Below are 16084 nucleotides of genomic sequence, written 5' to 3'. Positions count from 1 at the left end.
GAGGCCGCATGTGCGGGCGGTTTCCGGACGTAAAGCGAAGCAGTCCGGAAACCCTGCCCCGGAGGCCCGTCACCGCACCCGACAACCACCCGCCCGCCGCAGGCGCAACGGCGGAGGCACCCGCAAGCATCGGCCGAGGCAAAGCGCAGCGGACCGGCGCAACGGCGAGGCACACACAAGCATCACCCCAGCCCACGCCCCGCGCAGCGGACCCGCAAACGGCGCGAGGCCCCACGGCGGGAGAGCCGACAACGTGGGAGGTCAGCCAAGCGCAGAGCGTTGGCGGGCCCGGAACAAGAAGTCCGTCACCCGGCCCCGGTCCGGCTCCGCCGGCAACGGCGAGCCGGACACCGCGGCCTCCGCTTCCTCGGAGAGCCGGGCCATCCGGCGCTCCACCGTGGGCCAGGGCACCTCACCGCGCCGGACCGCCAGCAGCTCTTCCCGGTCCTGCCCGACGTCCAGGGTGAGCACGCCGGTGCGGAGCAGGTCGCGGGCGCAGGTGAGTATGCGCAGCAGGTGCATGGCGGGCTTCCAGCGGGGCGCGCCGTGGTGGCGTACGTCGGCGTGCAGCAGCTTGAGCTGGCCGACGGCGTAGCCGGCGAACGTGCGGTGGGCCTGCCGGGACAGGAACGCCTCGCGCAGGGCGAGCAGCTCCCGGCCGGTGGCGTCGATCCGCTCCACGAGGGGGGAGTGCAGACACTCCAGGACGGTCGGGTTGGCGCGCAGCGCCAGTTGGCAGAAGCGCTCCAGCTCCCAGGAGAACTCCTCCTCGCGCGGCCCCTCCACATGGGTCGGTGGCTTCTCGAAGCCCCAGAAGAGCGGGGTGGGGGCGAGAAACACCCCGCGGCGGTCGGTGTCACTGGTGTCCGTGGCCAGGCCGAAGGCGCGCGAGCCCATCACACAGGCGTAGACGGTGTGCTCGGTGACCAGGGAGTGACCTGTGGCGGATGCGGACATGGGCGCGATTGTGGCGTGGTGGGGAGGCGAATGTCACCAGGTTTCGGGGGGCGGTCGCGGGCGGTCCCGGGGGCGCGCACACCGCCGGTGCACGGGCCGTCGCGGGGCGCGCGGACCGTCGTGCCCGCCGTCGGTCCTCCCGGCGCCGTACGGATTGTCCGTGCGGCTGGTTACGCTGATCAGTGCGCGCACAGGTGCGTGACGCGGCCATAACGCAGGGGAGCAGTGACGTGGCGGTACGAGCGGTCCGTGGGGCCGTCCAGCTGGAGCGGGACGACGCGGAGCACATGCAGGAGCAGGTCGGTGCGCTGCTCACCGCCCTCCTGGAGCGCAACGACCTGCGCGCGGACGACCTGATCAGCGTGTGGTTCACCGCCACCCCCGATCTGCACAGCGACTTCCCGGCCGCCGCCGCGCGCGCCCTGGGCATCACCGACGTGCCGCTGATCTGCGCCCAGGAGCTGGACATCACCGGCGCCATGGAGCGCGTGGTGCGGGTGCTCGCCCATGTGGAGACCGGTCTGTCCAAGGCCGGGATCGCCCATGTCTACCTCGGCGCGGCCGGGGCGCTGCGGAAGGACATCGCGCAGTGAGGACCGCACTCGTCATCGGAACGGGCCTGATCGGCACCTCGGCCGCGCTCGCGCTGAACGCTCGGGGCGTCCAGGTGTACCTGGAGGACCACGACCAGTCCCAGGCCCTGACGGCCGCCGCGCTGGGCGCCGGCGCCGCCGAGGCGCCGCCGGGGCCGGTCGACCTGGCCATCGTGGCCGTGCCGCCGGCCCATGTCGCGACGGCGCTGGCGGACGCGATGCGGCGCGGTGTGGCCCGTGCCTACATCGACGTCGCCAGCGTCAAGGGCGGGCCGCGCCGCGAGCTGGAGTCGACGGGCCGCGACCTGTCCGGCTACCTCGGCACCCACCCGATGGCGGGCAAGGAGCGCTCCGGACCGCTGGCCGCCACCGCCGACCTCTTCGAGGGCCGCCCCTGGGTGCTCACCCCGACCCGCGACGGGGACACCGAGGTGCTCAACCTCGCCCTGGAGCTGGTGGCGCTGTGCCGGGCCGTCCCGGTGGTGATGGACGCGGACGCCCACGACCGCGCGGTCGCCCTGGTCTCGCACACCCCGCAGCTGCTCTCCAGCCTGGTCGCCGCCCGCCTCAAGGGCGCCGACGAGACCGCCGTACGCCTCTGCGGCCAGGGCATCCGGGATGTGACGCGGATCGCGGCCTCCGACCCCGCGATGTGGATCGACATCCTGTCCGCCAATCCCGGCCCGGTCGCCGACGTCCTGGCCGAGGTCGCCGCCGACCTGGACGAGACCGTCCGTTCGCTGCGGGCCCTGGAGTCCGCCGACGAGGAGAAGCGCAGCGGCGGCGCCGGCGGTATCGAGGACGTGCTGCGCCGTGGCAACGCCGGGCGCGAGCGGGTGCCCGGCAAGCACGGCGCCGCCCCGGCCACGTACGAGATCGTCGCCGTCTACATCGGCGACCAGCCCGGTGAGCTGGCCCGGATCTTCGCCGACGCCGGCCGGGCCGGGGTGAATATCGAGGACGTCCGCATCGAGCACGCCACCGGCCAGCAGGCGGGCTTCATCCAGCTCATGGTCGAGCCGCAGGCGGTGCCGGGGCTGACCGCGGAGCTGCGGGAGCGGGGCTGGTCGATCCGGCAGTGACACCGTGGACGGCGCCGTGCGGGTGAGCCAGTAACCTTGTCCGGGGCCATTGTGGCCCTTGGACCCCAGCCCCGTGTACAAGAAAGGTGTTCGTCACCGTGGAAACCGCCGCTCGGACCGCCCCGGCAGCAGTGATTGTCGCCATCGACGGCCCCGCAGGCACGGGCAAGTCCAGCACGTCCAAGGCCGTCGCCGCCAAGCTGGGCCTCGGCTACCTCGACACCGGCGCCCAGTACCGCGCGATCACGTGGTGGATGCTGACCAACGGGATCGACGTCAACGACGCGACCGCGGTGGCCGACGCCGCCGCCAAGCCCGTGATCGTCTCCGGCACGGACCCGGCCGCCCCGACCATCACGGTCGACGGCCTGGACGCCGCGGGACCGATCCGCACCCAGGAGGTCACCTCCGCGGTCAGCGCCGTCAGCGCCGTCCCCGAGGTCCGGACCCTGATCACCGACCTGCAGCGCAGCATCGCCGCCGAGGCGCCCGACGGCATCGTCGTCGAGGGCCGGGACATCGGCATCACCGTCCTGCCCGACGCCGACCTCAAGGTTTTCCTCACCGCCTCCCCGGAGGCGCGGGCGGCCCGTCGCAGCGGCGAGCTGAAGGGCAAGGAGGCCGGTGACCTGGCCGCCACCCGCGAGGCGCTGATCAAGCGCGACGCCGCCGACTCCGGCCGGAAGACCTCCCCGCTGGCCAAGGCGGACGACGCCGTCGAGGTGGACACCACCGACCTGACCCTGGAGCAGGTCATCGAGTGTGTGGTCACTCTCATCGAGGGCGCCGGCGCCGAAAAGGCGGGGCGGGTCGCCCGGTGACCGACAGCGGCAGGGCGCCGAGCGCGGCGGGTGCCGCGGTCGGCCGCCGGATCGGCATCGGCCTGATGTACGGGCTGTGGCGGCCGCGGGTGCTGGGCGCCTGGCGGGTGCCGTCCGCCGGCCCGGTGATCCTCGCCGTCAACCACTCGCACGGCATCGACGGCCCGATGCTGATGGGCACCGCGCCGCGGCCGGTGCACTTCCTGATCAAGAAGGAAGCCTTCGTCGGCCCGCTGGACCCGTTCCTGCGGGGCATCGGGCAGCTGAAGGTGGACCGCGCCGCCGCCGACCGCAAGGCGATCACCGACGCCCTCGGGGTGCTGGCGCAGGGCGGAGTGCTGGGGATCTTCCCGGAAGGCACCCGTGGCGAGGGTGACTTCGCCTCCCTGCGGGCGGGCCTGGCGTACTTCGCGGTGCGCTCCGGGGCCCCGGTCGTGCCGGTGGCGGTGCTCGGCGGCAGGGAGCGGCAGAGCCGGCTGTCGTCGGCCGTGCCGCCGCTGCGGTCCCGCGTCGACGTCGTCTTCGGTGACGCCTTCGCCGCGGGTGACGGCAGCGGCCGGCGCACCCGTAAGGCGCTCGACGAGGCGACCGTACGCATCCAGGAGCGGCTGACCGCCCACCTGGCAGAGGCCAGGCGCCTGACCGGGCGCTGACCGACACTTGAGTAGTGGGCCGCGGACGAGCGGCCCACCGATCACGATGATGAACGAGGAACGGACTTCATGAACGACCAGATCCCTACCGGCGACGAGCACGGTGCGCTTGGCGACGCCGAGTACGCGGAGTTCATGGAGCTCGCCGCGGAGGAGGGCTTCGATCTCGCGGAGGTCGAGGGTGACATCGCCGCGGCCGGTCACGGCCCGCTGCCCGTCCTCGCCGTCGTCGGCCGCCCGAACGTCGGCAAGTCGACGCTGGTGAACCGCATCATCGGCCGCCGCGAAGCGGTCGTCGAGGACCGGCCGGGCGTCACCCGCGACCGCGTCACCTACGAGGCGGACTGGAACGGCCGCCGCTTCAAGGTCGTTGACACCGGCGGCTGGGAGCAGGACGTCCTCGGCATCGACGCGTCCGTCGCGGCCCAGGCCGAGTTCGCCATCGAGGCCGCCGACGCGGTCGTCTTCGTCGTCGACGCCAAGGTCGGCGCGACCGACACCGACGAGGCCGTCGTCAAGCTGCTGCGCCGCTCCGGCAAGCCCGTCGTCCTGGTCGCCAACAAGGTCGACGGCCCGTCGGGCGAGGCCGACGCCGCCATGCTGTGGTCGCTGGGCCTCGGCGAGCCGCACCCGATCTCCGCGCTGCACGGCCGGGGCACCGGCGACATGCTCGACGCCGCGCTGGAGGCGCTGCCCGAGGCCCCCGCGCAGACCTTCGGCACGGCCCTCGGCGGCCCCCGCCGGATCGCGCTGATCGGCCGGCCGAACGTCGGCAAGTCCTCGCTGCTGAACAAGGTCGCCGGCGAGGAGCGGGTGGTCGTCAACGAGCAGGCCGGCACCACCCGTGACCCGGTCGACGAGATGATCGAACTCGGCGGCAAGACCTGGAAGTTCGTGGACACCGCCGGTATCCGGCGCCGGGTGCACCTCCAGGAAGGCGCCGACTACTACGCCTCGCTGCGCACCGCGGCGGCCGTCGAGAAGGCCGAGGTCGCCGTCGTCCTGATCGACGCGTCCGAGTCCATCAGCGTCCAGGACCAGCGCATCGTCACGATGGCGGTGGAGGCCGGCCGCGCCCTGGTCATCGCCTACAACAAGTGGGACACCCTCGACGAGGAGCGCCGCTTCTATCTGGAGCGGGAGATCGAGCGGGACCTCGTGCAGATCCCCTGGGCGATGCGGGTGAACGTCTCCGCGCGCACCGGCCGCCACATGGAGAAGCTGGTCCCGGCGATCGAGACCGCGCTGGCGGGCTGGGAGAGCCGTATCCCCACCGGGCGGCTGAACGCCTTCCTCGGTGAGATCGTCGCCTCCCACCCGCACCCGATCCGCGGCGGCAAGCAGCCCCGCATCCTCTTCGGCACCCAGGCCGGCACCAAGCCGCCGCGCTTCGTGCTCTTCGCCTCGGGCTTCCTGGAGGCCGGCTACCGCCGCTTCGTCGAGCGGCGGCTGCGCGAGGAGTTCGACTTCGACGGGACGCCGATCCACATCTCGGTGCGGGTGCGCGAGAAGCGCAGCAAGAAGAAGTAGCGGCCCGTCCCCGGCCGTGCGGACCGGTCAGCGTCCGTGCGGCCGGGCGTCCCGCTGTGCCGGTGGCAGCGCCGCCGGGGTGTTCCCCCGGGGGTGGTAGGGCTGCCGGCTCACGACCTCCCAGTGGCCCGCGGAGCCCGGCGTACGGCTCCAGCTCCCGCGCAGCGACTCCGGGAGCTCCGGCTCGTCCGTACGGTCCCCGGGCAGGGCCCGGAAGCTGCGGCGGTACTCGGCGTACAGCGCGTCGTAGATCGGCGTGGCCGACCCGTGATCCGTGGTGTGCGCCGTCCCGTGGTCGTACGGCGGGCGCATGCCGGGGATCGGGTGGTACGGGGCGCGGGGAGCGGGGTCGTATGCGTGCACGTACGTGCCAACGACCCCGGTACCCGCAGGGATGCGGCTTTCCGGTGGAAATGGCTGATCGCGAGGCCAAGACCGTCCGGATTGACGGTCCTGCCCCCGCGATCGGGCCCGGCGGCTGTCAGGTGCCGGCCAGCGGGATCTCCGCGGCGACCAGGGCGCCCTTGGCGGCGGCGTTCTCCAGGGCCTCCCGCATCAGGTCCTCGCGGGGCTGGTGGCCGATGGTGCCGGCGGGCGCGGCGTACAGCACCACGGACTGCGCCTTGTTGGCCGCGGCGCGCCAGCCGTCGGAGACGGCCAGCGGCTGGTGGGCCTGCCACCAGGCGGACTGCTGGCCGGAGTTGCCCGGCTGGAGGACGGCGTGCAGCTTGCCCATGGCCAGCAGCGCGGACCAGCCCGGGTTCGGGGCGGGGAGCTGGTTCATGTCCGTCACCGGGTGGAAGCCCTGCTCCAGGAGCAGCGGGAGGAAGTCGTCGTCCGGGCCGGTCGAGCCGGGACGGGCGATCGGGCCGTCGGGCTCGACGACCAGGGCCGGACGCAGATCGGCGTCGACGAGCACCAGACCGCAGGTGATCCCGAGGGTCGCCTGGCGGGGAGTGGTGGGCACCGGGACGGCCGGGGACGGCTCCGAGCCGGGGGTGCGGGGGGTGGCGTCCTCGCCGGTGATGGAGCGGACGGCTCCCTGGAGCTGCTCCTCCGAGACCGGGACGACCTGCGAGGGGATGCAGGTGGCGTGCGCGAACGCGAGCACCGCGGTCTCCTCGCCCACGAACAGGACGGTGCTGGTGCGCTCCTGGTCGCTGTCTCCGGGGGTCCGGCAGGAGGTGCAGTCGTAGTGGCCGGGGGCGTCGCCACCGGCCAGCAGGCGGTCGGCTTCGTCATCGCCGATCTCGGCGCGAACGTCGTCACTGACGTCGAGCATGCGCGGCACGGGTGGCTCCTCGATCTCTGTGCGTCAGCCGGGTGGTCTCCCGGCTCGTACAAGGACAACGGGTGACCTGCGGCAGGAGTAACGCGGGGATGGGAACGGAATCGAACCAATCGCCGCACAGCGGAAAACCGTGGAAAGCCGCCCCGGAATCGGTCACTTAACGCCAACTTTTGCGCAGAACCTGGCGCAGTCGGCGGCGTTCCGTACGCCGGACCGGGTGGGACCGGGGCGCCGAGGGCGTGGCGGGCTGGCCGCCGCCGCGGGGCTGCCTACCGTCACCGGCTATGTCGGACAACTCTTCGGCGCCTCGGCGCCTCGTGGGATGCGTCGGGCTGCTCACCGCGGCCGCCGCTGCCCTGGTCCTGGGCCTGCCCGGGGGTGCCGCCGCCGACGGGCCGGACGGCGGGGACCGGCCGCCGCACGCCTGCGCCGGCGACCAGTGGCCCTGGGGCTGCCTCGCGGAGTGCGAGAGCAGCGGTGACTGGCACATCAACACCGGCAACTCCTTCTACGGCGGGCTGCAGTTCCATCAGCCCACCTGGGAGGCGTTCGGCGGTCTCGCCTTCGCACGGCGGGCCGACCTCGCCTCCCGCGAGGAGCAGATCGAGATCGCGAAGAAGGTCCAGGCGGCCCAGGGCTGGGGTGCCTGGCCCGAGTGCTCCCGGCGCTACGGGCTGACCGCCAAGAGCCGGACCCATGTCGTACGGCGCGGGGAGACGCTCGGCACGATCGCGCAGAAGTACCGGGTGAAGGGCGGCTGGCAGGCGCTCCACAAGGCCAACCGGCCGGCCATCGGCCGGAACCCGGACCGGCTGTCGATCGGCACCAGGCTCCGGCTTCCCTGAACGCTGCCCGAAGGCGCGTGGGCCGGGCCGCCCTTCCCCTTGGACGGCTCACCGGCCGTACGGGTGTGTCAGTGGCCGAGTCCGCGGCGGATCGCCACCTCCACCGGTGAGTAGGCCCCGTCGGGGCGTTCGGTGCTCGGGCCCTGTCCGGGCTTGGGGAGCAGCGGCGGCTGGGCCATGAAACGGGGCTCGGTGCCCCGGTGCGGCTGCGCGGCGTGCACCAGGAACGGGTGGCAGAGGTAGACGTCACCGGCGCGGCCGGTGGCCAGGGCCACCGGCCGGTGCTCGGTGGCGGGCACCGCGCGCTGCGCCAGGTCCATGAAGGGCAGCCCGGCCTCCCCCTCGGGGTCGAGGAGCGCGGCCACGTCCAGATGGGAGCCGACGCGGATGCGGGTGGGCGCGTCGTCCTCGCCCACGTCGGACATCAGGAACAGCATCAGCAGCCAGCGGCCCCTGGACGCGGCGTTCACCCGGTAGGACAGGTAGTCGGCGGGGTCGTCCCCCGGAAAGCTCGCGTCGATGTGCCAGCCGTCGTCGCCCGGCTCGTCGTCGCTGCGGAACCGCACCGGGAACGTGCCGAGGTCGCCGCGCGGCGCCCAGCGTCCCGGTCCGGCGAGGGCGTCGTACGCGGCGTGCAGGCGGGGCGCGTTGACGGCGGCGCGGAAGGGCTCCTGCCCGTAGAAGCCGAGCCGTACCACCGGCTCCTTCCAGGTCGCCGGATCGCCGGGCTCGCCCGGGATGTCGCGCCACATGATCTCCCGGCACTCCGCCGCGACCTCCGGCGGGAACGCGCCCTCCACACGGAGAAAGCCCCGCTCCACGAATGCGGAGAGGGCGGCGTCATCGATATTTGCGTCATCCATCGGGTCAGCGTGGCAGCGGGGGGAACGGGTGTACCAGCGAATTTCCGGGAGCCGGCCGGGGTCGGGCACCACGACCAGCCGGTTCCCGGCCAGGTCCCCGGAAATCCGTACGCACCGGCCGGGCCGGAGGCGATACGGTCCCGGAATGCTCGACGAGGAGGGGCACTTCGGGGAGGGCGTCGCGGCTCGCCGGGCTGCGGCTGTGTGACCGGTGGGAGGGGTGGAGCGGGGCGCCGTTCGCCGGCGGGAGCGGCCGGCCTGTCCCGGTGGGGGAGCAGCCCGCCGGCTGACCGGAGCGGGGAGGCCCGCCGTCCTGGGGCCCGGTGCCGACCGGGTGGAGGGGATTTGTGGCCTAAGGGTTCCATGACCCGCTTACCGATGAACTAACTCTTTCGGAACAAGTTGGCGAAAGGCCCAACCCGGAACCGATTTTCGCGGTCCTTCCCTAGAGCAGGGGGCCGCCTCGCGCCATCAGGAGGGGAGCGCGAAGTGGCCCACGGGGAGACCGGGCAGGACCAGAAGACCAGGGGACACGGGGACGGATGCACATCTCATTCCTGATTCACAATGCCTACGGTATCGGGGGGACGATCCGTACGACGTTCAATCTGGCGCGTACGCTCGCCGAACGGCATGACGTCGAGATCGTGTCCGTCCTGCGCCACCGCGACGACCCGGTCTTCGACCTCGGTCCCCGTGTGGCGCTGCGGCATCTCGTGGACCTCCGGGAGAGCAGCCCCGGGTACGACGGCGCCGATCCCGCGCACGCCCGCCCCGCCAAGGTCTTCCCCGCCGCCGAGGGCCGCTTCGACCAGTACAGCGAACTCACCGACCGGCGGATCGCCCAGCATCTGCGCAGGACGGAGGCGGACGTGCTGGTCGGCACCCGGCCCGGCCTCAATGTGCACATCGCCAAGCAGGCGCGCCGCGGCCCGGTGCGGATAGGCCAGGAACACCTCACCCTGGACACCCACACCCGGGAGCTCAAGCTGGCGCTGCGCGGCGCCTATCCGCGGCTGGACGCCGTCACCACCGTCACCGAGGCCGATGCCGGCGCCTACCGGCGGACGCTGCGGCTGCCCGGTGTGCGGGTCGAGGCGGTGCCCAACAGCGTGCCGGCGTCCGCGCTGCCGCCCGCCGACGGCAGCGGCAAGTGGGTCGTCGCGGCGGGCCGGCTCGCCCGCGTCAAGCGCTATGACGTCCTCATACGCGCCTTCGCCCAGGTCGCCGAGGAGCGGCCCGACTGGCGGCTGCGGATATACGGCGGCGGCGCCGAGAAGGCCCGGCTGCGCGATCTGATCGACGAACTCGGCCTGTACAACCACGTCTTCCTGATGGGCCCGGCCAACCCTCTGGAGCCCGAGTGGGCCAAGGGCTCGATCGCCGCGGTCTCCTCCAGCCTGGAGTCGTTCGGGATGACCATCGTCGAGGCCATGCGCTGCGGACTGCCGGTCGTCGCCACCAACTGCCCGCACGGGCCGGGCGAGATCATCGACGACGGGGTGGACGGCAGGCTCGTACCGGTCGGCAGCCCGGAGGCGCTGGCCGGCTCGCTGCTGTCCCTGATCAACGACGACGCGGCCCGCAGGCGGATGGGGGAGGCGGCGCTGGCCTCGTCGGCGCGCTTCGACCCCGCCACGGTCGCCGGGCGCTACGAGGCGCTCTTCGGGGAGCTGCTCACCCGCAGGCGCGGCAGCCGATGGCACAGCAGCCTGCATCGCGCCCGCGGAGCCCTGCTCAGCGGCGCCTACGCCACCAAGGACGCGGCCCGCGCCGCGCTGAGAGGGGTGCGGACGGTATGACGGCGCCGAGCCAGTTGACCGTGACCGGACACGAGACGAAGGAGTCCTCCGCCATCGATCAGGAACCCACGGTTCCGGCGAGTTCGGGACCCGAGAGACCCGAGCGGCCGGGTGAGCGGGGCGGCGAAGCCGCTCCGGTGGAGCTGCGGGCCGACTGCATCGCGGACTCCGCGGGCGGCCTCACCTTCGACCTGAACGCCCCTCAGGACCTGCACACCACCTGGAGCGCGGCGCTGGTGTTGCGGCTGCGCGGCGGCGACGGCGCGGACGACGAGGTGCGGCTGCCGCTCGGGCCGAACGGCGCCGGGCGGCTGCGTGCCGTCCTGCCCAGCACCGTGGCGCTCGCCGAGGGCCGCTGGAACGCCTACGCCGACCTCGGCGACGGCCGGGACCCCCGGCGCCTGCTGCCCGGTGTCAACGACCTGCGGTCGCTGGTGGACCGCCGGCCGCTGGCGGGCATCGGCCGGCTCGGGGTGCGCATCCCGTACGCCACGAAGTTCGGCAACCTCGCCCTGCGCAGCTGGCTGCGCGGCCCGCACGCCGAGGCCGGCGACATCCGCGTCGCCCCCGACGGCATGACGGTCTCCGGCCGGCTCTACGGCGCCGCCCCGGCCTCCGGTGCCCGGGTGGAGGCCCGCGCGCGCCGTACCGGGGCCGCCCCGGACACGGCCCCGGTCACCGTCACCGTCCCGCTGACCGTCGAGGGCGTGGACTTCACCTTCACGCTGCCCTACGAGGAGCTGGCCGGGCGGTGGGAGCAGGGCAACGAGCCGTGGGACCTCTGGCTGCGCCTCGCCGAGGGCGTCCGGCCGGTGCGCATAGCCCGTCTGCTGGACGATGTCGCCGACAAGAAGCAGGTGTTCAGCTACCCGGCGCTGCCGGTGCCGGCCGCCGCGGGGGAGCTGAGGATCGGCCCGTATTACACCCTCGACAACGACCTGGCCCTCCGGGTCGCCGGGCCGGCCGGGAGCTGACGGGGCGGCGGCCGGGTCCCGGTCCGGTATCGAGGACCGCGGCTGTCCGCAAGGACTGGGAGACTCGGGCCATGTTGGAGACCTCGGCACGCCTGCTCCGCCTGCTCTCCCTGCTGCAGGCCCACCGGGAGTGGTCCGGCGCGGAGCTCGCCGGCCGGCTCGACGTCACCCCGCGCACGGTGCGCCGGGACATCGACCGGCTGCGCGAGCTGGGCTACCCCGTCCACTCCACGCCCGGGACGGCCGGCGGCTACCGGCTCGGCGCGGGCGCCGAACTCCCGCCGCTGCTGCTGGACGACGACGAGGCGGTGGCGGTCGCGGTCGGGCTGCGCACCGCCGCGTCCGGCGGCGTCGACGGCATCGAGGAGGCGTCGGTACGGGCGCTGGCGAAGCTGGAGCAGGTGCTGCCGCACCGGCTGCGGCGCCGGGTCGGCGCGCTGAACGCCGTCACCGTGCCGATGCTCGGCAGCGGCGGCCCCCGGGTGGACCCCGACGTCCTCACCGAGCTCGCGCACGCCTGCCGGGACTGCCACCGGTTCCGCTTCTCCTACACCGCCCATGACGGTGCGGTCTCCCGCCGCACCGTGGAACCGCACCGCCTGGTCTGCGCCCGGCGCTACTGGTACCTCGTCGCCTGGGACGTGGACCGCGCGGACTGGCGCACCTACCGCGCCGACCGCATCACCCCCACCCCGCCGCACGGGCCGCGCTTCACGCCCCGTACGCCACCGGCCGAGGACCTGGCCGCGTATGTCGCCCAGGGCATCTCCACCCGCGTCTACTCGACCCGGGCCACCGTGCTGCTGCACGCCTCGCTGGAGCAGGCGGCGGAGCGCGTCAGCCCGGCCGCCGGCGTGCTCGAGGCGGTCGACGAAGGGCACTGTCTGCTGCGTACCGGGGCGCACAGCCTCGAACTGCTGGTGCTCCACATCGTGCTGACCGGCTTCGACTTCGAGGTCCGGGAGCCGCCGGAGCTGCTCGGCCGGGTCCGGGAGATCAGGGACCGGCTGGGCCGGACGCTGGCAGCGTCACCGGCTGCTTCCCCACCTCCGGATGGTGCAGATCGAACGCCGGGGACTCGGAGCGGATACGCGGAAGGGTCGTGAAGTTGTGCCGGGGCGGCGGTGAGGAGGTCGCCCACTCCAGGGACCGGCCGAAGCCCCAGGGGTCGTCCGCCGTCACCCTGGCGCCGTAGCGGGTGGTCTTCCAGACGTTGTAGAGGAACGGCAGGGTGGACAGGCCCAGCAGGAAGGAGCCGATGGTGGAGAAGGTGTTGAGCGCCGTGAAGCCGTCGGCGGCCAGGTAGTCGGCGTACCGCCGTGGCATGCCCTCCACCCCCAGCCAGTGCTGGACGAGGAAGGTGGTGTGGAAGCCGACGAACAGCGTCCAGAAATGGATCTTTCCCAGGCGCTCGTCGAGCATCTTGCCGGTGAATTTCGGCCACCAGAAGTAGAAGCCCGCGTAGGTGGCGAACACGACCGTGCCGAAGACGACGTAGTGGAAGTGGCCGACGACGAAGTACGAGTCGGTGACGTGGAAGTCCAGCGGCGGTGAGGCCAGGATGACGCCGGTCAGGCCGCCGAACAGGAAGCTCACCAGGAACCCGATCGACCAGAGCATCGGCGTCTCGAACGACACCGAGCCGTGCCACATGGTGCCGATCCAGTTGAAGAACTTCACCCCGGTCGGCGCCGCGATCAGGAACGACATGACGGAGAAGAACGGCAGCAGCACCGCCCCGGTCACGAACATGTGGTGCGCCCAGACCATCACCGACAGCGCCGTGATGGCCATCGTCGCGCCGATCAGCATGACGTAGCCGAAGATCGGCTTGCGCGAGAAGACCGGGATGATCTCGGTGATGATGCCGAAGAACGGCAGCGCGATGATGTAGACCTCGGGATGGCCGAAGAACCAGAACAGGTGCTGCCACAGCAGCGCCCCGCCGTAGCGGGCGTCGAAGACCACCGCCCCGAACTGCCGGTCCGCCTCCAGGACCAGCAGCGCGGCCGCCAGCACCGGGAACGCCATCAGCACCAGGATCGAGGTGAAGAGGACGTTCCAGGTGAACACCGGCATCCGGAACATCGTCATGCCGGGCGCCCGGAGCACGATGACCGTGGTGATGAAGTTGACGGCACCGAGGATGGTGCCGAAGCCGGCGAGCGCCAGGCCCATGATCCACATATCGGCGCCGACCCCGGGGGAGCGGACCATCGAGTTGAGCGGGGCGTAGGCCGTCCACCCGAAGGCCGGGCCGCCGAACGGTGTGAGGAAGCTGCCCAGCACGATCAGCCCGCCGAAGAGGAACAGCCAGTACGAGAGCATGTTCAGCCGCGGGAACGCGACGTCGGGCGAGCCGATCTGCAGGGGCATGATCTCGTTCGCGAAACCGGCGAACGCGGGGGTGGCGAACAGCAGCAGCATGATCGTGCCGTGCATGGTCAGCGCCTGGTTGAACTGCTCGGCGTCGATGATCTGCAGTCCGGGCCGGGCCAGCTCGGCGCGCATCACCATCGCCAGCAGCCCGCCCACCAGGAAGAACCCGAACGCGGTGATCAGGTAGAGGTGCCCGATCTTCTTGTGGTCGGTGGTCGTCAGCCAGTCCACCAGCACCGAGCCGCGGCGCCGCGCCCCGGAGGGCCGCACGCGCGCCTGCCCGGTGTCCGTAACCATCCGCTGCACCTCGTTCGTCGACGGTGGACTGGGGACCGGGACATGATGCGCGCGCGGGGGACGCAGTGCGAGAGGGCGCTCCGGTCCGTTCCGGTGGCATCCGGCGGGGCGGTGGACCGGGAGCGCCCGGAAGGGGGTGAGCCCGGTAAGCGGGGGGATGGGCGATGTGCGGGAAATGTGTGTGGAGTGTGTCTCATCGGCCAAATTCCGGTCGACCGATAAAGGGCGCCGGGTAAAGGCGATCCGGAACTGGCGGGGGATTGTTTTTGGACGGCGCGTCGCGTTGACCGGACGGTTCGTGTCCGTTAGCCGTCCGATCCGGGCGTGAATTCGGGCCGGTTTATTTTCCACCCGGTTGCGCGGTCACGCGGCGCGTACGGGTGACGGAAGTTCCGGCAAACGCCGCCGGGACCGCTGTGACACAAGTGTGACCAAGGCCGGACGGGGGAGTCACCGGGGTGTGCGAGGGCGGGCCTTCCACCGGCCGTCGCGGGCGCCTACGGTGGCTGTCATGGACGTACCGAACCTCCCCGACAGCCCTCAGGACGACATCGAGGCGTATGTCGGCCTTGCCCAGCAGGACGCCGAGGAACAGGCGCGGGCGCGCGGCTGGACCACCGTCCGCTCGCTGCCGCCGGGCGCGATCATCACGATGGAGTACCTGGCCGGCCGGCTCAACTTCGAGGTCAAGGACGGCGAGGTGCACCGCACCTGGCAGGGCTGAGCACCGCTGACGACGACGAAGGCCCCGGCCGCTCCTGGGAGCGGCCGGGGCCTTCGCTGCGGGGGAGAGGTGTGCGTACCGGCCCCGCGGCTCGTGGGGCGGTCAGCCGCTCCCGTTGCGGCCGCGCCCGGACGTCGGGCTCAGCGGCGTGGTGCGCGGGGCGCGGTCCGCGTGCGGCGGCCGCCGGCTGCCCGCCGGGGTGGCCGGGGTGCGCTCCGAACGGATGGAGTACGGGCGCGACGGGTGGTGCGGCCAGCCGTCCGGGGTGTGTCCTGAGGCGGAACGGCCGCCCGTACCGGCGGAGATCGTCTCGCGGACGAGCGCCTCCCCGTCCGAGGCGAGGCGCTGCCGGGACACTCCCGGGGCCAGCGCGCCGGCCGGCAGCGGGCCGCGCAGCGAATCGGGGCGCAGCCGCAGCCACAGCCGCAGCAGGATGCCCATGAGGCGGTCCTCGAACCAGGTGATCCCGGGCTCCAGCCAGGGCAGCGCCAGCAGCACCAGCAGCCCCGCGGCCCAGCCGAGCAGCACATCACTGACCCAGTGCGTGCCCAGGTAGACCGTGGTCATGCCGACGCCCAGGGCGCCCAGGGCGGCGATCACCGACAGCGTGCGGCGGCGCAGCGAGGTGGTCGCCAGGTAGGCCAGCACACCCCAGGTGACCACGGCGTTCGCGGTGTGGCCCGACGGGAATATGTCGCCGCCGAGCCCCATCTCGTGGGAGCCGACCACGGTCGCGTAGTGCGGGCCGAGCCGGCCCATGCCGATCTTGGCGGCGCCCACGGTGATGTTCAGCAGCAGCAGCGAGGCGCCGAACACCAGCAGGGGGTGGAGGTTGCGCTGACGCCAGCAGCGCCAGCCCAGCCAGGCGGCCACGGCCACCGCGGTCGGTCCGCGCTGGCCCAGCACCACGAAGTAGTCGAGGAAGGCATGGATCTCCGGCCACTGCTTGTAGGGCCGGAAGAACATGACCTGCCAGTCGAGCGTGACCAGCCATGAGGTAGCCAGCACCCCGGCCACGATCGCGAAATAGACCGCCACGGTCCCCCAGAACAGCCACATGCGGGTCCGGGTCATGCTGGGCGGTCGGACGCGATCGGTGGGGCGCTCCTCCATCTGGTCGAGCTTGTCATCGGTACGCACTCAATCGACGTTACCGCGTGTGATGTAGGTGCTTGGTCAAACTGTGCGCTTTGTAATGACGATGTGATGTGGAATGCGTCTCAAACGGGGCTTCGGCGCAGGGATTTGGAAGCGAATTCGCGGCGATTTCCAA

General features: G+C 72.5%; 16 protein-coding genes. 10 read left to right on the top strand and 6 right to left on the bottom strand.

Annotation, left to right across the window (positions count from 1 at the left end; genetic code table 11):
• Nucleotides 1-261: 261 nt before the first annotated feature.
• Nucleotides 262-957 (bottom strand): nucleotidyltransferase domain-containing protein, encoded by a 696-nt coding sequence (locus ACWC9R_RS17235; protein WP_450732367.1) that lies wholly within the window; start codon nt 955-957, stop codon nt 262-264.
• Nucleotides 958-1187: 230 nt separating this feature from the next.
• Between ACWC9R_RS17235 and aroH the strand changes: the two genes are divergently transcribed.
• From aroH to der, 5 genes are all read left to right on the top strand, one after another.
• Entirely contained in the window at nt 1188-1550 is a 363-nt protein-coding gene (aroH, locus tag ACWC9R_RS17230; protein WP_362608261.1) for a chorismate mutase, read from the top strand.
• Nucleotides 1547-2632 (top strand): prephenate dehydrogenase, encoded by a 1086-nt coding sequence (locus ACWC9R_RS17225; RefSeq protein WP_450732364.1) that lies wholly within the window; start codon nt 1547-1549, stop codon nt 2630-2632. Before aroH ends, ACWC9R_RS17225 begins: the two co-directional genes overlap by 4 nt.
• 86 nt (nt 2633-2718) lie before the next feature.
• The gene (gene cmk / locus ACWC9R_RS17220; protein ID WP_393360900.1) at nt 2719-3453 is read left to right on the top strand and encodes a (d)CMP kinase; all 735 of its coding nucleotides are present in this window, start codon (nt 2719-2721) and stop codon (nt 3451-3453) included.
• On the top strand, nt 3450-4106 hold the full coding sequence (locus tag ACWC9R_RS17215) for a lysophospholipid acyltransferase family protein (RefSeq protein ID WP_450732362.1): 657 nt from the start codon (nt 3450-3452) through the stop codon (nt 4104-4106). The genes cmk and ACWC9R_RS17215 overlap by 4 nt, the downstream gene beginning before the upstream one ends.
• Nucleotides 4107-4175: 69 nt before the next feature.
• A complete protein-coding gene (der, locus tag ACWC9R_RS17210) occupies nt 4176-5636 on the top strand; it encodes a ribosome biogenesis GTPase Der (protein WP_450732361.1) in 1461 nt (486 codons plus the stop codon).
• Nucleotides 5637-5663: 27 nt separating this feature from the next.
• Here the strand turns inward: der and ACWC9R_RS17205 are convergent, their stop codons facing one another.
• Together ACWC9R_RS17205 and ACWC9R_RS17200 are read right to left on the bottom strand one after the other, a co-directional pair.
• Nucleotides 5664-5999 (bottom strand): hypothetical protein, encoded by a 336-nt coding sequence (locus ACWC9R_RS17205; protein ID WP_450732360.1) that lies wholly within the window; start codon nt 5997-5999, stop codon nt 5664-5666.
• A 118-nt stretch (nt 6000-6117) separates the two neighbouring features.
• Nucleotides 6118-6927 (bottom strand): hypothetical protein, encoded by an 810-nt coding sequence (locus ACWC9R_RS17200; RefSeq protein ID WP_450732359.1) that lies wholly within the window; start codon nt 6925-6927, stop codon nt 6118-6120.
• Between the two features lie 284 nt (nt 6928-7211).
• Here ACWC9R_RS17200 and ACWC9R_RS17195 point away from each other — a divergent pair, with 284 nt between their 5' ends.
• Nucleotides 7212-7772 carry a transglycosylase family protein gene (locus tag ACWC9R_RS17195; protein WP_450732358.1) on the top strand — a complete coding sequence of 187 codons (561 nt, stop codon included), beginning with the start codon at nt 7212-7214 and terminating at the stop codon, nt 7770-7772.
• Between the two features lie 68 nt (nt 7773-7840).
• Here ACWC9R_RS17195 and ACWC9R_RS17190 read toward each other — a convergent pair whose 3' ends face one another.
• Nucleotides 7841-8635, bottom strand: a complete 795-nt coding sequence (locus tag ACWC9R_RS17190) for a phytanoyl-CoA dioxygenase family protein (RefSeq protein ID WP_450732356.1) — start codon at nt 8633-8635, stop codon at nt 7841-7843.
• 542 nt (nt 8636-9177) lie between these two features.
• Here ACWC9R_RS17190 and ACWC9R_RS17185 point away from each other — a divergent pair.
• The 3 genes from ACWC9R_RS17185 to ACWC9R_RS17175 all read left to right on the top strand — a co-directional run bounded on the left by ACWC9R_RS17185 (nt 9178) and on the right by ACWC9R_RS17175 (nt 12517).
• On the top strand, nt 9178-10437 hold the full coding sequence (locus ACWC9R_RS17185; protein ID WP_450732355.1) for a glycosyltransferase family 4 protein: 1260 nt from the start codon (nt 9178-9180) through the stop codon (nt 10435-10437).
• Complete coding sequence (locus ACWC9R_RS17180) at nt 10434-11411, top strand: hypothetical protein (RefSeq protein WP_450732354.1); 978 nt, start codon at nt 10434-10436, stop codon at nt 11409-11411. Before ACWC9R_RS17185 ends, ACWC9R_RS17180 begins: the two co-directional genes overlap by 4 nt.
• A 71-nt stretch (nt 11412-11482) precedes the next feature.
• Nucleotides 11483-12517: a helix-turn-helix transcriptional regulator gene (locus ACWC9R_RS17175; RefSeq protein WP_450732352.1), complete on the top strand. Its 1035-nt coding sequence runs from the start codon at nt 11483-11485 to the stop codon at nt 12515-12517.
• Here ACWC9R_RS17175 and ctaD read toward each other — a convergent pair.
• A complete protein-coding gene (gene ctaD / locus ACWC9R_RS17170) occupies nt 12408-14087 on the bottom strand; it encodes an aa3-type cytochrome oxidase subunit I (protein WP_450732351.1) in 1680 nt (559 codons plus the stop codon). The genes ACWC9R_RS17175 and ctaD overlap by 110 nt on opposite strands.
• Nucleotides 14088-14598: 511 nt before the next feature.
• On the opposite strand from ctaD, the gene ACWC9R_RS17165 reads away from it, so the two are divergent.
• On the top strand, nt 14599-14811 hold the full coding sequence (locus tag ACWC9R_RS17165; RefSeq protein ID WP_450732349.1) for an I78 family peptidase inhibitor: 213 nt from the start codon (nt 14599-14601) through the stop codon (nt 14809-14811).
• 102 nt (nt 14812-14913) lie between these two features.
• On the opposite strand, the gene ACWC9R_RS17160 is transcribed toward ACWC9R_RS17165, so the two are convergent.
• Entirely contained in the window at nt 14914-15951 is a 1038-nt protein-coding gene (locus tag ACWC9R_RS17160; protein WP_450732347.1) for a phosphatase PAP2 family protein, read from the bottom strand.
• Between the last annotated feature and the right edge of the window lie 133 nt (nt 15952-16084).

Source organism: Streptomyces sp. NPDC001219, from assembly GCF_053597915.1.
Note: the sequence above shows the minus strand (reverse complement) of the source record. Positions and strands in the feature narration are given on the sequence as shown.

What these genes read in the sequence shown, in the direction of transcription:
- ACWC9R_RS17235 (WP_450732367.1), bottom strand. Translation starts at nt 957, where the DNA reads ATGTCCGCATCCGCCACAGGTCACTCCCTGGTCACCGAGCACACCGTC.
- der (WP_450732361.1), top strand. Translation starts at nt 4,176, where the DNA reads ATGAACGACCAGATCCCTACCGGCGACGAGCACGGTGCGCTTGGCGAC.
- ACWC9R_RS17195 (WP_450732358.1), top strand. Translation starts at nt 7,212, where the DNA reads ATGTCGGACAACTCTTCGGCGCCTCGGCGCCTCGTGGGATGCGTCGGG.
- ACWC9R_RS17190 (WP_450732356.1), bottom strand. Translation starts at nt 8,635, where the DNA reads ATGGATGACGCAAATATCGATGACGCCGCCCTCTCCGCATTCGTGGAG.
- ACWC9R_RS17185 (WP_450732355.1), top strand. Translation starts at nt 9,178, where the DNA reads ATGCACATCTCATTCCTGATTCACAATGCCTACGGTATCGGGGGGACG.
- ACWC9R_RS17180 (WP_450732354.1), top strand. Translation starts at nt 10,434, where the DNA reads ATGACGGCGCCGAGCCAGTTGACCGTGACCGGACACGAGACGAAGGAG.
- ACWC9R_RS17175 (WP_450732352.1), top strand. Translation starts at nt 11,483, where the DNA reads ATGTTGGAGACCTCGGCACGCCTGCTCCGCCTGCTCTCCCTGCTGCAG.
- ctaD (WP_450732351.1), bottom strand. Translation starts at nt 14,087, where the DNA reads ATGGTTACGGACACCGGGCAGGCGCGCGTGCGGCCCTCCGGGGCGCGG.
- ACWC9R_RS17165 (WP_450732349.1), top strand. Translation starts at nt 14,599, where the DNA reads ATGGACGTACCGAACCTCCCCGACAGCCCTCAGGACGACATCGAGGCG.